General features: G+C 63.6%; 11 protein-coding genes. 4 read left to right on the top strand and 7 right to left on the bottom strand.

Features of this window, described 5'->3' with window-relative positions:
• Nucleotides 1–121: 121 nt before the first annotated feature.
• The 4 genes from VPA02S_RS15800 (at nt 122) to VPA02S_RS15785 (ending at nt 5,183) form a co-directional block, all read left to right on the top strand.
• Nucleotides 122–1,678: an acetate--CoA ligase gene (locus tag VPA02S_RS15800; protein WP_062364743.1), complete on the top strand. Its 1,557-nt coding sequence runs from the start codon at nt 122–124 to the stop codon at nt 1,676–1,678.
• A gap of 37 nt (nt 1,679–1,715) precedes the next feature.
• A complete protein-coding gene (locus VPA02S_RS15795) occupies nt 1,716–2,858 on the top strand; it encodes an FAS1-like dehydratase domain-containing protein (protein WP_062364741.1) in 1,143 nt (380 codons plus the stop codon).
• A gap of 101 nt (nt 2,859–2,959) precedes the next feature.
• Nucleotides 2,960–4,168: a CaiB/BaiF CoA transferase family protein gene (locus VPA02S_RS15790; RefSeq protein WP_062364739.1), complete on the top strand. Its 1,209-nt coding sequence runs from the start codon at nt 2,960–2,962 to the stop codon at nt 4,166–4,168.
• Nucleotides 4,169–4,223: 55 nt separating this feature from the next.
• On the top strand, nt 4,224–5,183 hold the full coding sequence (locus VPA02S_RS15785) for a Bug family tripartite tricarboxylate transporter substrate binding protein (RefSeq protein ID WP_062364737.1): 960 nt from the start codon (nt 4,224–4,226) through the stop codon (nt 5,181–5,183).
• 665 nt (nt 5,184–5,848) lie between these two features.
• On the opposite strand, the gene VPA02S_RS15780 is transcribed toward VPA02S_RS15785, so the two are convergent.
• The 7 genes from VPA02S_RS15780 to VPA02S_RS15750 form a co-directional block, all read right to left on the bottom strand.
• Entirely contained in the window at nt 5,849–7,129 is a 1,281-nt protein-coding gene (locus tag VPA02S_RS15780) for a TRAP transporter large permease subunit (protein WP_062364735.1), read from the bottom strand.
• Between the two features lie 19 nt (nt 7,130–7,148).
• Nucleotides 7,149–7,709: a TRAP transporter small permease gene (locus VPA02S_RS15775; protein WP_062365370.1), complete on the bottom strand. Its 561-nt coding sequence runs from the start codon at nt 7,707–7,709 to the stop codon at nt 7,149–7,151.
• A gap of 17 nt (nt 7,710–7,726) precedes the next feature.
• A complete protein-coding gene (locus VPA02S_RS15770; RefSeq protein ID WP_244883530.1) occupies nt 7,727–8,767 on the bottom strand; it encodes a DctP family TRAP transporter solute-binding subunit in 1,041 nt (346 codons plus the stop codon).
• 34 nt (nt 8,768–8,801) lie between these two features.
• A complete protein-coding gene (locus VPA02S_RS15765) occupies nt 8,802–9,677 on the bottom strand; it encodes a sugar phosphate isomerase/epimerase family protein (protein ID WP_062364733.1) in 876 nt (291 codons plus the stop codon).
• Between the two features lie 63 nt (nt 9,678–9,740).
• Nucleotides 9,741–10,484 carry an SDR family NAD(P)-dependent oxidoreductase gene (locus tag VPA02S_RS15760; protein ID WP_062364731.1) on the bottom strand — a complete coding sequence of 248 codons (744 nt, stop codon included), beginning with the start codon at nt 10,482–10,484 and terminating at the stop codon, nt 9,741–9,743.
• The gene (locus VPA02S_RS15755; protein WP_062364729.1) at nt 10,481–12,241 is read right to left on the bottom strand and encodes an FAD-dependent oxidoreductase; all 1,761 of its coding nucleotides are present in this window, start codon (nt 12,239–12,241) and stop codon (nt 10,481–10,483) included. The genes VPA02S_RS15760 and VPA02S_RS15755 overlap by 4 nt, the downstream gene beginning before the upstream one ends.
• Nucleotides 12,242–12,368: 127 nt before the next feature.
• Complete coding sequence (locus VPA02S_RS15750) at nt 12,369–14,984, bottom strand: winged helix-turn-helix domain-containing protein (protein ID WP_162269816.1); 2,616 nt, start codon at nt 14,982–14,984, stop codon at nt 12,369–12,371.
• Nucleotides 14,985–15,304 lie beyond the last annotated feature (320 nt).

Raw genomic sequence — 15,304 nt, 5'->3', positions numbered from 1 at the left:
ACATGGCCTTCGCGGGGAGCACTCGATCTGTGATTGTATATAGACAATTCATAGACGCTATTGACAATCAACAGGCAGACGCGCAAAGTCTCTCCATCAGCAAGCAAGACGAGAGACGGCAATGACGAACCTGACGCACTACACCTCCTACGCGGATGCGCAAGCCCACTGCAGCGCGGCGGGACTGTGGGAGCTTTTCGACGGCGATGCGCAGGTCATGAACATTGCGCACGAGTGCATCGATCGCCATGTCGATGCGGGCGAAGCCGTCGTGCTCGTCCGTGCGGCGGGCGACGACGAATCGATCAGCTTCCGGCAGATTTCCGAGGCCTCCTCGCGGTTCGCGCACTTTCTGGTCGAGGAGGGCGTCAAGGCGGGTGACCGCGTCGCCGTGATGCTCGAGCCGTCGCTGGCGTTCTACGTGGCGATCTTCGGCGCGATGAAGATGGGAGCCATTGCCGTCCCGATGTTCACGCTGTTCGGTCCGGATGGAATCCGCCTTCGGGTGCAGGACTGCAAGCCCCGCCTGGTCGTGACCAACGCCGAAAAGTCGGAAGTCGTTCCCGCCGGCGACGAGATGAAGGTGCTCGTGGCGGACGAGGCATTCCTCGATTCACTGGGCCGCTTCTCGCCCACCTTCGAGGTCCATACGCGAGCGGACGACCTCGCCATCTTTCAGTACACCTCCGGGACCACGAGGGAGTTGCCCGATGCGGTCAAGCACACGCACCGCGCGATCGTGACCCTGATGCTCGCGGCGCTGTACGGAACGGGCGTGAGGCCTGGTGACCGGTTCATGTGTCCGTCTTCGCCGGCGTGGGGTCACGGCCTCTGGCATGGGACTCTGGCGCCGCTCGCGATGGGGGTCACGATCGGCGCCTATGCCGGCAAGTTCAGTGGCGAGCGGCTGTTGCAGGCCCTGGAGGCGCATCGCTTCAACACCTTGTCGGCCGCAGCGACCCACTACCGGATGATGCGCAACTCGGGCGCGGCCTCGAAGCATCGCTACTTTCTCGAGAAGGTGTCCTTCACCGGCGAGCCGATCGACAGCGAAACCGCCGCATTCATCGAGGCGACCTTCGGCCACAAGGCCTGCAGCATGTACGGCACGACCGAGATCGGCGTGTGCCTTGTGTCCTACCCCGGCGCACCGGACTTTCCCGTCAAGGCGGGATCGCTCGGAAAGCCGATTCCGGGTCTTCGCGTCCAGGTGCAGGACGCTGACGGAAAGCCTTGCGCGCCCGGCGCGACCGGCGAACTGAAGCTCTGGCGCCGCGGCGAATGGGTGCCCACCAAGGACCTGGGCCGGGTCGACGAGGACGGCTACTTCTGGCACGGCGGCCGGGCCGACGACGTGATCATCTCGGCAGGCTGGACGATCGGCGCGGTCGAGGTCGAGGACGCCATCCTCAAGCACCCCGACGTCAAGGAGGCCGCAGCCATCGGCGTACCGGATGCGCTTCGCGGCTTGGTCGTCAAGGCGTTCGTCGTTTCCGACCGGCCCGCGGGAGAGAAATTCGTCGAGGAGATCCAGGACGCGGTGCGCACCCGCCTGAGCCAGCACGAATACCCGCGCCAGGTGAGCTTCGTCACGGAGCTGCCGAAGACGCCCGCCGGAAAGATCCACCGCAAAAAGCTGCGCGAGCAGGAAGCCGCCAGCGCCGCGACCAGTTCCTGACCCACCCCTTCATTCCTTTCAATCAACAGGAGACGGCATGTCCACCACCACCACCGAAAGAACCTTCCCCAAGATCACCGAGAACGGCCTGGACGAACTGCGCGAGCGCATCGGCCAGAAGATCGGCGCCACCGCCGAGCCGTGGTGCTATGAAGCGACGCGCGACAACATCCGGCACTACGCGCACGGCATCGGCGACGACAACCCGCTCTGGTGCGATCCCGACTACGCGGCCAAGTCGAAGTACGGCGGCATCATCGCGCTGCCGAGCTTCCTCTTCTCGACGAGCCGCATCGTCTCCGGTTATGTCGGCGGACTGCCGGGTGTGCATGCCATGTGGTCGGGCGCGGACTGGGAGTGGCACAAGCCCGTCCATCGCAACGACACGATCCGCACCGAGGCCTATCTCAAGGACCTGGTCGAGCACCAGACCAAGTTCGCCGGCCGCGCGGTCCAGCAGATCTACCACGTCGACTTCTTCAATCAGCATGGCGACAAGGTCGCCGAGGCGGACAGCTGGTGCTTCCGCACCGAGCGGGACCACGCCCGCGAGCAGGGAAGCAAGTACAAGGAGGTGCGTGCGAAAGCGCCGCGCCGCTACACGACTGAAGAAATCCAGGAGGCCTACAAGCTCTACGCCAAGGAGGAGGTGCGGGGCAGCAAGACGCGCTACTGGGAGGACGTGAAGGAGGGCGAGGCGCTGCCGACCATGTTCAAGGGACCGATGACCGTCACGGGCTTCATCGCGTATGCCCAGGGATGGGGCGGGCTGTACATCCGGGCGAACAAGCTCGCGTGGAAGCTGATCGATGCGCACCCGGGCGTGGGCATCACGAATCGCTTCGGCATTCCCGATGTGCCGGAGCGCGTGCACTGGGAAGAGGACTTCGCACTCGAAGTCGGCGCGCCCGGTGCCTACGACTACGGCCCTGAACGCACCTCATGGCTCACGCACCACCTGACCAACTGGGCGGGCGACGAAGGCTTCCTGCGCAAGGCGCACTGCAAGATCCGCCGCCACAACCCTGAAGGCGACATGCTGTTCATCAAGGGGCACGTCAAGCGCAAGTTCGTCGAGAACGGACGCCACCTGGTGGAGATTTCCCAGGAAGCCCACAACCAGGACGACGAGCTTTCCGTGCTCGGCTCCGGCGTGGTCGAGCTGCCCACGCGCGGCTGAGCCATCGCACCCCCGCACGGGGTGCCCATGATTAGCAACCGGGATCGCCCCGGCGGCTGGCTCACGCCAGTTCTCCGCGGCGGTGCCTCTCGAGATCGGCCATGCCAAATTCGTCCAAGCGAAGTGCCCGGGGGCACGGCGCGCTAGCCGGGCTGCGCGTCATCGACCTGTCGAGGGTCCTGGCTGGACCCTTGTGCACCCAGATCCTTTCGGACCACGGCGCCGAGGTGACCAAGATCGAACCGCCCTCGGGCGACGAGACCCGCACGCTCGGCCCGCCGTTCGACGAAGAGGGCGACGCGGCCTACTTCACGGCGGTGAACCGCGGCAAGCGCGGCATGGCCATGAACCTGGCCCATCCCGAAGGCCGCGAGACGCTGCTGCATCTCCTGAAGGATGCTGACGTGCTGGTGGAGAACTTCATCCCCGGCACGATGCAGCGCTGGGGGCTGGACTTCGAGGACGAACTGAAGCCGCGCTTTCCGGGCCTGATCTATTGCTCGATCTCGGGTTTCGGCGCAGACGGTCCGTTGGGCGGCCTGCCGGGCTACGACGCGGTGCTGCAGGCGATGTGCGGCATCATGAGCGTCAACGGCGACCCGTCGTCGGGCCCCACGCGCATGGGCATTCCCATCGTCGATCACCTGACGGGCTACAGCGCCCTCACGGGCATCCTGCTGGCGCTGCACCACCGCGATCGAACGGGCTGCGGCCAACGCGTGGAAGCTACGCTGTTCGACACCGCATTGAGCTTGCTGGTGCCGCACGCGGCGAACTGGATGTATTCCGACCAGGTTCCGGGCTTGCTGGGCAGCGCGCATCCGAACATTGCCCCCTACGACAAGTTCCAGTGCCAGGACGGACTGGTCTTTCTCGGAATTCTCAACGACCGCCAGTTCGCGAAGTTCTGCAGCGTCATGCAGCTGGACGAGCTGATCGACGATCCGCGCTTCGCAAGCAACTCCGCGAGGCTGCAGCACCGCGATGAACTGCGAAGCCGCATCGAGCTTGTACTTTCAGCGTGGCCGCGAGAGTCGGTGTGCAGCACGCTCATGCGAAGCGGCGTGCCGGTGGGGCCGGTGCACACGGTGCTCGAGGCCTTCTCGCAACCGCACGCGGTGCACCGCGGCATGCAGGTGAAGCTCGAGGGCTACCAGGGCATCGGTGTTCCGGTTCGCTTGTCGCAGACACCCGGCCGGCCGATCGGGCCTCCTCCGCGCTTCGGACAACACGCGCGAGAGGTCCTCGATGAAGCCGGATTCGATGAAGGACACATCAACCGCTTGCAGGAAACCGGCGTCTGCCCGTAAGCGGTGCCGCGAGACAGGGCGCACAGCCCGCACAACAATATCTGGAGACAATGTCATGAAGCGCATCACTGGAATCTTGCTGGCCCTGCTGGCGTTCTCGAGCCATTCCGCCATGGCTCAGACCTATCCCACGAAGCCGATACGCATCGTCGTTCCCTACCAGGCAGGGCAGGGCACGGACGTCGCGACGCGCTATCTGGCCGAGCATCTCGGCCGCGCGCTCGGGCAGCCCCTGGTGGTGGAGAACCGTGCGGGCGCGGGAGGCAACATCGGCGCCGCGGAAGCCGCGCGGGCCGCCCCCGATGGCTACACCCTGCTCATGGGGACGAATGGCACGCATGTGCTGAATCAATTCCTCTATCCCTCGATGCCCTTCGATCCGGTCAAGGACTTCGAGCCCGTGGCATTGGTCAGCACGTTTCCCATGGTGATCCTTGCGAACCCGAACGCGCCGTACAAGAACATGGCGGATCTGCTGGCCGACGCGAAGGCACGGCCCGATGCCGTCAACGTCGGACTCCCGAGCACGACGTCGCGCCTGGTGCAGGAACTCATCCAGAAGCAAAGTGGCGCGCTCATGCGGGCCGTGCCGTACAAAGGCTCCGGTACTTCGATGACCGATCTCATGGGCGGACAGGTGCTGGTGGCCATCGATACGGCGAGCGCGGCGCGGCCCTTTGTTGCCAGCGGCAAGCTGAAGGCATTGGCGGTGACCTCCCTCAAGGAGTCGGCGCTTCTGCCGGGTATCCAGCCCGCAACGGCCCAGGGGCTGGAGGGATTCCAGGTGGTCGCTTGGAACGGGCTCTATGCGCCTCGTGGGACGCCTGCCGCCATTGTTCAGAAGCTCAACGCAGAGATTGCAAAGATCCTGGCACTGCCCGAGGCGCGGCAGCGTCTCCTGGAACTCGGTCACGAAGCTGCGGGCGGCGCGCCCGACAGCCTGGACCGCTTCGCCCGCAGCGAGCGCGACAAGTGGGGTCCTCTGATCAAGAGCGCCGGGATGAAGCTCGAGTGAAGCTCGTGTTTGATTGACGAGGCAATGGGCCAGCTGATCACAAGGCACCCAAGCGGTGGATGACGATCGACAGGTATACCTTGCCGGTCGGATCCGGAACTCTGCTTTCAAACCAAAAGAAGCACTCGGGCAGAACTCGAGTCTTCCGGCCCTTTTGGTTGGTAGCGAGCGTCGTTTCTGGGTTGCGATTCGCCCTGCGCGATCCTCTTGCGTCCGGCGCTCTCGACGCCGCGTCCAGGGCTGGAGACAGCGGTGGCTGAGAGAGGTGCAAGCGCTCCGCGGCCGGCCCAGGTGCCGTTCCGCAGCAGCAACGAAGTAGGTCAAACGGCGCAGATCCATAGCGCACCTCGTCGCCGTCAAGAACATCGATATCCGCGCGCAGCAGTCCGATTCTTTGGCTGGCGCTCACGGAGGCCATAGGGCGGCCAACGCAGCCGCTGAAACTCTGTTCTTGAGAGACAAAAAGAAAACCGGTCTGCGCAAGCGGAGCGGCATGCCTCACGGGGGCATCGTTTCTACAGCAGTGCACGTTGGAGACGAGTCTTGCCGCATGATTTTCCCGACTCTCTTCGGCCTGGTAGCCGAGGATGGACTCGGCATCTGGGCAATGACCTTGTCCAAAGCATGGAGCTCGGCGTCGAACTGAATCCCGCGCGCCGCCAGATTCAACCGCTAAACCATCTCGCAGGACCTGTCACTAGCCATGGAAAGAACACCAGCACGAACATCACGATGAATTCCGCGAGCATGAAGGGGAGCACTCCTTTGGTGACTTCGTCCAGCTTCATCCGGCCGACTCCCGCCACCACATTCAGTACCGTACCCACCGGTGGCGTGATCAGGCCAATGGCATTGTTCATGATGAAGAGAACACCGAAGTAGATCGGGTCGATGCCAGCGGCCTTGATGACGGGCATCAGCACGGGCGTGAGAATGAGGACGGTAGGGATCATGTCCATCGCCGTTCCGACCAACATGACCAGCACCATGATGGCGATCAGCAGCATGGTCTGATTGCTCATGAAGGGCTTCAGCAGATCCACCGTCTGCGCCGGGATATCGGCGACGGTGATGAGCCAGGCCGACACCATGGCGGCCGCAGTCAGGAACATGATCACCGCCGTGGTTTTCGCGGCACTTGCGAACACCCCATACAGTTGCTTCAGCGAAAGTTCACGGTACACCAACGTCGACACCAGCAGCGCATATACGGCGGCAACGACAGCCGCCTCCGTCGGCGTGAAGACACCGAACTTCAAACCCACGATGACGATGATCGGCAGCACCAGCGCCCAGGTGGACTCCTTCAGCGCTTGAATGCGCTCTGGCCAGGTTGCCTTAGGCGGCGGAACAATGTCCTCCTTGCTGGCCACCAGATACCACGTGATGGCGATGCCCAGTCCCATCAGCAGTCCCGGCACGATGCCGGCCAGGAACAATTTGGAGATCGATACGTTGGCCGCAACGCCGAAGATCACAAAGCCAATGGATGGCGGAATGATCGGGGCGATGATGCCTGCGGATGCAATGAGCCCGCCTGCGCGGCCCTTGTCATGACCCGCCCGTACCATCATCGGGAGCAGCAGCGCAGCCAGCGCCGCGGTGTCTGCCACGGCCGAGCCCGACAGCGCCGCCATGATGCACGCGGCGACGATGGCCACGTAGCCAAGACCGCCGCGTCGATGACCGACGAGCTGGAGCGCCAGGTTGACGATGCGTCGGGAAAGACCCCCCACATTCATGATCTCGCCCGCAAGCATGAAGAAGGGAACGGCCAGCAGCGGGAACGAATCGGCGCCATTGATGACGTTCTGGGCCAGGATCTGCGCGTCGAAGATGCCCAGGTGCCACATCAGGGCCACGCCAGAGAGCAGCAGGGCGTAGGCGATCGGGACGCCCAGTGCCATCACGCCGAGCAGCGAGCCGATGAAGATGAAAATGGTCATGTCGTAGGTCTCCGCGCGGTCATTGCTTCTTGATGGTCTGATTCGGATCGAGGTGCAACGCTTCAAGCTGGGCCAGCTCTTCGCTTTCCTGGCTCATGCTCAGGTCAGCTTCAGTGGCGGTGCCCGAGACGATCAGCCAGAGCTGCATGAGCAGCAGGAGCGCGCTGCAGCCCGCGAAGACCAGACCGGATCCGTAGAAGAGTGCCATCGAGGCGCCCGACACGGGTGCCAGTACCTCGCGATTGATGACGACCTGGTCCCAACTGCCCGAGAACAACAGCCAGGTGGCATAAAGCATCATCACGTGCGCAACCACCGCGAACACCTTCTTCCCCACCAGCGGCAGGCGCGACACCAGCATGTCGGTTCCCAGATGCCCGTGCTCCTTCAGGGCAACGACAGCACCCAGGAAGACCATCCAGACGAACAGCCACCTCGAGACTTCTTCGCTCACTGCGATGCCCGAGTTCAGCGCGTATCGCAGCACGACATTGCCGAACACCAGGATCACCATCAGTGCAAGCAAGATGACCAACAGTGTTTCGAAGAGACGGCACAAAGTGTCGATGAGTCTGTTCACGATGGGGCTCCCGTCGATCACTTGCGCAGCTTGGCCAGTTCGGTGTGGGCTTCCTTGACCAGCGCTTCGCCCACCACACCGGCATACTTGTCGACGACCGGTTTGGCCTTCTCGCGCAGCTTGGCCCGTTCGGCCGGCGGCACGTCATTCACGACCATGCCGTTCTTGGCGAGCACCGCCAGTGCTTGGGAGGTGTACTCCGGAATCTTTTTTCGCTGGAACTCCTTCGCTTCCGTCGCGGCCTGGGTGATCAGCGCCCTTTCGTCGGCATTGAACCGATCCCAGCTCTTTCCGCTGACGAGCAGAACGATGTAGTTGTACATGTGCGCTGTCAGCGACATGTACTTCTGCACTTCGTACGCTTTCATGCTCGAGGCGATCAGCGCGGTATTGGTCATTCCGTCGATGGCCTTCTGCTCCATCGCGTTGTAAACCTCCGTGAAGGACATGGCCACCGGATTGGCGCCGAGTGCGCCCATCAGGTCGACGTACACAGGGCTTTGGATCACACGCAGCTTCAGCCCTTGGACGTCATCCGCCTTGTTGATGGGCCGTTTGCTGTTGTGGAGATGCCGGAACCCGAAGGCCGAGATCGGCATGCCGACCACGCCCTTGGCAGCGAGCTTGTCGAACATCTGCTTGCCCACGGGCCCATCGATGAGGCTCGACGCTTCCTTGTCGTTGTCGAGCAGGAACGGGAAATCGAGCAGGCCGAATTCCTTAACGACGCCGACGAGCGCATTGGTACCCATCACGCTCATGTCGATGGTGCCGCCCTGCAAGGAGGAGATCAACTGGACGTCACCTCCCAAGGTGCCGTTGGGGAACACCTTGATCTCGATCTTGCCGCCGCTCTTTTGCTTTACCAGTTCGACGAACTTGTCGACGCCGTTGAGGGCGCCCGTGTCGGGGGCCGTGACGAATGCAAGCTTGACCTTGTGCTCCCTGATCTGCGCTTGCGCATGGCTTGCTGCCAGAAGCAGGCCACAGGAAAGTGCGGCTGTGATCCCTCTGAGAATCGACCGCGTTGAACTTGTTTTTTGTGTACGAATGACCATCATTGTCTCCGGTGCGTTGAGTGCTTGGATTGATCTATGGATGCGGTGCGGCCGGCACGCGCGGTGCGCAGGCATGCGCCTGGAAGAAGTCTGTCGTGTGCTTGGCAGCCGACTTGGCGCGCTCAAGCGTTGAGAAACCGGCTTCGGTTGCAACGGGTGTTTCGATGACCAGCTGAAGGCCGGCCGGCAGCAGATCGAGCATTTGTTGCAGCGGTATCGCGCCTTCGCCAAGGTGCAGCCGGGAGCCGCGCGCTTCCGCGGCCAGCTTCTCCGGTGGCGGGGACGCTGCCACGCAATCGGACAACTGCGCGTAGGCGATTCTTTCCGCCGGTATCTGAAGCAGATCGAACGGCGCCGCACCGGCACGGAAGAAGTGCAGAACGTCCAGGATCAGGCCGGCATTCGCGCGTCCCGCCGCCTCGATCATCTGAAGGGCGTCGCGCCAGGTCTGAATGTCGCGGTACATCATGAATTCGACGCCGACGGTGAGTCCAAACTGGGCGGCTTCGTCGCACAGGCGTCCGAACAGGTCGGTGCGCTGTTCTCTCGACAGGAAGGTCGCGTTGCCCGCGAACTCCGTGCCGATTGAAGAGATGTGCGTCGCGCCGAGTTCGGCCCCGAGCTCCAGCGCAGGCCTGAAACGCTCCATATCGGTTTGCGGGGACAGAACGAAGGCCTCCACGTCGAAGACGCCAACACCTGTGTCCTTGGAAGCGGCCTTGATCTCCCGGATCACATCTGGCCGACCGATGACTTCATGCTGCAGCGGCTGTGCGGTCGCGGTCATGAGTAGCAAGCCGACCTTGCCGAAGCCCGCACCGGCTGCCGCGTGAATCAGTTCGACTGGCGGGGTGCGGCCGACCGTGAGATTGGCCAGAGAGATGTCGCTAAATTGGGCTTCTTTGATCATGGCTGATAGGAGCGTTGGGGGGACTGCGCGAGCCTGGCTCGTTCGGAGCGGAACCTGTGTATATCAATAGGTTGCTCGCCCGCCGGTCAGGTCGAAGGTGAAGCCGGTCGTGAAGCTGCAATCCGCGCTCGCGATCCACGCGACCATCGCCGCGAGCTCCTCGATCTCCATGAGCCGCCGCATCGGAATCTTCGCCTTGATCGATGCAATGAACTCGGGCGTCATCTGCTTGAGCAGGTCGGTCTCGGCCATCGTCGGCGCCACGCAGTTGACCAGCACACCGGATAGCGCGAGTTCCTTCGAGATCGATTTCGTATAAGCAATCACGCCGCCCTTGGCGGCGGCATAGGCGCTTCCGTTCGGATTGCCTTCCTTGCCGGCGACCGACGCGACGTTGACGATGCGGCCATAGCCGTTCGCGATCAAGTGCGGTATCGCCGTGCGACAGCAGTTGAAGACCCCGGTCAAGTCGATATCGAGCACGCGCTGCCACTGGTCGACGGGGTACTCCCACGTGGGGGCGATGGGGCCGTTGATGCCCGCGTTGTTGATCAGGATGTCGACGCGCCCGGCCGCCAACAGGGCCTCGTTGAACGCCTTCGCCACGGACGGCAGGTCGGCCACATTGACCTGCTGCATCAACAAAGGTTCGAAGCCGGCCTGGGATGTGGCGAAGTTCTCGAAATCCAGATCCCACAGGATGATCCTGCGTCCTTCCGAGGCCAATCGCTTGGCGATGCCGAGCCCGAGCCCGCGGGCGCCGCCGGTGACGATGGCGGTCTGAATTGGATGATTGGTCGTGCTCACTGGCTGTTCCTGATGCTGTGTTGCGAAGATTCGAAGCCCGCTGCGTGTCGGCCCGCGATGTATCCGAAGGTCATGGCTGGGCCAAGATTGATACCGCCGGACGGGTAGTGGCCGCCCATCACGCTGGCCATGTCCGTCCCGACTGCGTACAGGCCAGCGATCGGCCTGTCGCTTCGGTCGAGAACCTGGGCCGCGCCGTTCGTCTTGAGGCCGGCGAAGGTTCCGAAGCTGCCGGGAAGCACCTTCACCGCATAGAACGGCCCTTGCTCGATCGGTGCCACGCACGGGTTCGGCCCCGCGTGGTGCGGGTCGCCCTGCTTGCGGTTGTACGGCGTGGAGCCGCGGCCGAACTCCGGGTCGTCGCCGCGGCGTGCGTGGTGGTTGTAGCGCCCGACGGTTTCGACTAGGCCTGCGGCGTCGATGCCGCAGCGCTTGGCAAGGTCCTCGAGGGTGTCGGCTCGCTGAAGATAGCCGCTTCGGATGGAAGGACCCACGGGAATCGGAAATGGCCGCGCATGGCCGAGGCCATATCGCCTCTGGAAACGGTGATCGCATATCAGCCACGACACCACCTCCTTGCCTTCGGGCGCTTTCGCGACCATGGCGGCGGTGTAGTCGTAGTAGCCGTCGGCTTCGTTCACGAACCGCTTGCCATCGCACAGCACGCCGATCAGCCCGGGCTTGGCCCGATCAATGATGTGCGGAAAGTGCCCGACGCTGCCATCGCCGTGTCGAACCCGTGAGACCGGCGCCCAGGCCACGGGTGAAGCGAGATCCGTCACCAGGCACCCGCCTGCCGATTCGCCGAGGCTGATGCCGTCACCGGCGCACGCGACTGGCGGCAGCGCGAGATGCTCTTCGCCGGTCGGCGTGCGAGGGAACAGCGCCTTTCGGCGGCTCACGTCATGGGGGAATCCGCCTGTCGCCAGGACCACGCCTTTGGCCGCGCGAATTTCGATATCGCCTCGTGCCGAGGCCACGATGGCACCGCGCACTGCGCGGTTCTCCACGATCAAGCGCTTTGCAGGCACCAACTCGATGAGTGTCACGCCCAGTTTTTCGGCGGACTTCGCCAGCCGGCCGATGAGTGCGACGCCATTGACCAATTGCATCGCACGTCCATACAGCGCCAAGTCCATCAGGTGCCGGATAAAGCGCCTGCTCACGTGAAGCAGCGACTTCAGCGAACGTGTCATGCTCAGGAAGGCCGCGAGGTCGGCGCCCGCCATGATCGGCATGCCCATGAACGAGGTTTCGCGCATTGTCTTGCGCAGGCGCTGCACGAATGGACCGAGTTCGCGGCCGTCGTATGGCGCGGCGATGACTTGGTGGCCTTGTGTGCCGGCGCCTGCCACGTTCCCGTGGATATCGGGAATGGCGTTCCCATCGACGAACTGCAGGTCGGTGTGTTCCTCGAAAAAGGCGACCATGCGCGGGCAGTTGTCGAGGAACGCATCGATCCGCGCAGCGTCATATCGCGCGCCCAGTTCATTCCGGAGATAGGTTCGCGGCTGCTGCGGGTCTTCATGGATACCAGCACGCTGGGCGAGTGGATTGCCAGGAACCCACATCCAACCACCCGACCACGCCGTGGCACCGCCGAAGACGGCTTCCTTTTCCACCACCACCACCTTGAGGCCATGCCATGCGGCCGTCACGGCCGCCGCCAGGCCTGACGCACCGGAACCGACCACGAGCAGGTCGCTCTGCAGCAACGCGGCATCGCCGCGCGTCTCGCTTGCCCTGGGCTCCGACATCCATGTCTCCTGTTCTTGCAACGATCCACCGTCGTCGCGAGAGCAGAATTTAGTGATCCGGCAGCGAAATCTCGCCTATCCGCCACCTGCCGAAAGATAGGTTGGAAGCCCCGTCCCGGGTAAACACCTACAGGAGATTCGACTGGCGCGCCTTGGCGATCGCCTGGGCGCGATTGCGCACGCCGAGCTTCTCGAAGATCTGGCTGACATGCCACTTGGCCGTACCCAACGTGATCACGAGCCGTGTCGCGATCTGCTGATTGGCAAGGCCTTGACTGACCAGGCGCAGCACCTCGAGCTGGGTCCCGGTGAGTCCTGCCGTGTTGGCCTCGACGACGTCTTCGTTCGCCGGCTGGCGGAACTGTTCGAGCAGGCCGCCGACAAACGCTGGTGCCGCGCTGCTCACCTGGCGCAGCAGTCCGGCCAATGCACCATCTCCATCGAGGAAGGGGCGCACATAGCCCCCGGATGCGGCGAGCGAGACGGCCTTCTCGAGATGGCCGAGCGTTGCGCTTCGGCCGCCGTTGGCACGATGCCCCAGCGCCTGCAGCACATGGACCGTGACGAGCAGGCCGGCTTGCCCCTGGCTGCGGCATGACGCCTCGACCGCCGCAAGCATGCGAAGCGCGGCAAGCGCGTGGTTGCTCGCGAGCAGCAAGCGAGCAAGCAGGAGTTGTCCCTCGATAGATGACTCGACCGCGGCACGAATCTCTTCGAAGCTTTGTTTCGCCGCAGCGACGTTGCCCTCGCGCAGCTGCAGGTCCGCGACGGCCATGCGCACCATGCGCTGGCGTCGCGGGTTACGCGAGCGATCCGCCAGATCCTGGGCCGTTGCCAATGCATTCCACGCTTGCTCGCGCGCGCCGCGCGCATGGTGGACCTTGGCGAGGGCGCACTCTCCGGCCAGCGTGTGGTACAGGTTGCCCAACTGCCTGCACAGCGCCACGCCCGCCTCGAGCAGCTCGACCGCTTCATGCAGTTCGTTTCGTTCATATGCCAGCATGCCCATCGGTATCAGGATGAGGCCGCTGATGGGCGCCTGCGCTTCGTCGGAAGGTGAACAGCGCTCCAGCGACGCGCGGCAGAGCAGCTGCGCTTCGCGCAATTGGCCCTGCGCGCTCATCAGCGGTGCGAGATGGGCCAGCGCGTCGAGCGCGGTCATGCGATGCCCGAAGGCCCATCCGAGCTCGAGCGCCTGTCGCAGCATTTCGGTGGCCGGCTTCGGCAGGCCGGTGCGAAGCAGACCCAACCCCTGGTAGAAAAGAGCCCAGACCCGAAAGAACGAGGTGCTGCTTCCCAACTGATCCAGCGCCTGCCGCGACAGCTCGATTGCGCGGGCGGGATTGTCCGACGTGATCGCGAGAAAGGCCTGGAGCGCAAACAGGATGCCTTTGTGTTCCTGGGAGCTTTCCGCCACGTCTGGCGCGCCGGTCAAGGCGTAATACTCTTCGGCTTCCACGGTGCGGCCACTCATGAACAGAAGCCACGCCCGATAGCCCGCAAGGTCCTGATGCCGACGCACAAGGGACGCGGGCAGCATGTCGAGCCATGCCAGCAGCGTGGGAAGTTCGCCACGGGCGAGCATGTCTTCCACGAGGCTGCGAAAGAGCCGCACTGCATCCGCATCGCTGCGGGCCGCGAGTGCGTGCTTGATTGCGTCCTTTCCCATCCCCTCCGATTCGAACCACGCGCTGGCTCGACGATGCAGCTCGATCCTCTCCGGTTCGGCAAGGCCTTCGCGAAGAAAATCCGCCAGTAGCTGGTGATACCGGAACCAGCGGCCCTGGTCATCCAGCCGCCGCAAGAAAAGGTTGGCGCGCTCCACCTGGACCAGCATCTGCCGGCTGTCGGTGCGCTCGGTGACCGCATCGCAAAGATCGGCAGAGAAGCGATCGAGGATGCAGGTCTTCCGCAAGAAGTCCTGCAGCATCTGGGGTTGCTGGCGCATGACTTCGGCTGCCAGGTAGTCGATCAAGTGCCTGTGCTCACCACTGAATGCCGTGGCAACCTGTGCCAGGTTAGTCGCTCCCTCCAACTGCACATGCCGCTGCAAAGAGAGCGCAGCTATCTGGAGCCCCGCCACCCAGCCTTCGGTGCGGGCTGCAAGCGTCCGGGCCGATTCGGCGTCGAGTGCCAGCCCCATGCTCCGGACGAGGAATGCCATGGCCTCGTCCGGCGTGAATCGCAGCTGGTCGGTTCCAAGCTCGGCAACCCATTGCCGAGTACGCCATCGGGAAAGCGGCCACTGCGGATCTTTGCGGGTCGCGACGATCAGGCGCAGATGCTCTGGAAGGTGCTCGACGAGAAACGTCAGCGCCGCATCGAGCTCCGGGTTGTCGATCGCCTGGTAGTCGTCGAGCACCAGCACCACTGGATGGTCCAGTTCGGTAAGGTCGTCCAGCAACGATGCCATCCGGTCCTTCGGGCTGGGTGACCCCGCCCCGGAGAGCGGGGCCGTCGCCGATGATCCAACGCCGACATCGGCACCTTGCAAGGCAGCTCTCAGATAGTCGAAGAAGCGCACCGGGTCGCTGTCGTCCTCGTCCAACCCCAGCCATGCCACGGCAGGTCGATCCACGGCCTCGTTGACCCAGGCTGAGAGCAATGTCGTCTTGCCGAATCCCGCCGGAGCGCAGAGCAGTGTCAATGGCCGCTTCAGCGATCCGGACACCAAGTCCAGCAAGCGCGGACGCGACAAGCTCATCGGCTGGGCAGGCGGGAGTGCAAGCTTTGCCTTCAACAAGAGAGTTTGACCTGGGGTTCGCATTCCGATTCGCAGTCCGAGCTTGCGCAATGGACCCAGGCAACCGCAGCATTTGCACTTGGGCTACGCATTCTGGCTTTCAGCCGTTGTACTTGAGCTTACAGCACGACCGCTCACTGATGTCTTGGAAGGCCTGCAATCGGTCAATCCGAAGTGGGCTTGGTGCGGCTTCCCAAGTTCGCCGTGGTGAAGGAGGGCACGCGGGTGCCGGTGCGCTTGCCGGTGAGGGGGCGAACGCTTCGGGCGAGTGTGCACTGTGACCTCCATCCCTCGGCGCGGATCCGGGCTGTCGCTGAGCA

It is taken from the genome of Variovorax paradoxus NBRC 15149 (assembly GCF_001591365.1).
GTDB lineage: Bacteria > Pseudomonadota > Gammaproteobacteria > Burkholderiales > Burkholderiaceae_C > Variovorax > Variovorax paradoxus.
This window is presented reverse-complemented; position numbering and strand designations above follow the sequence as displayed.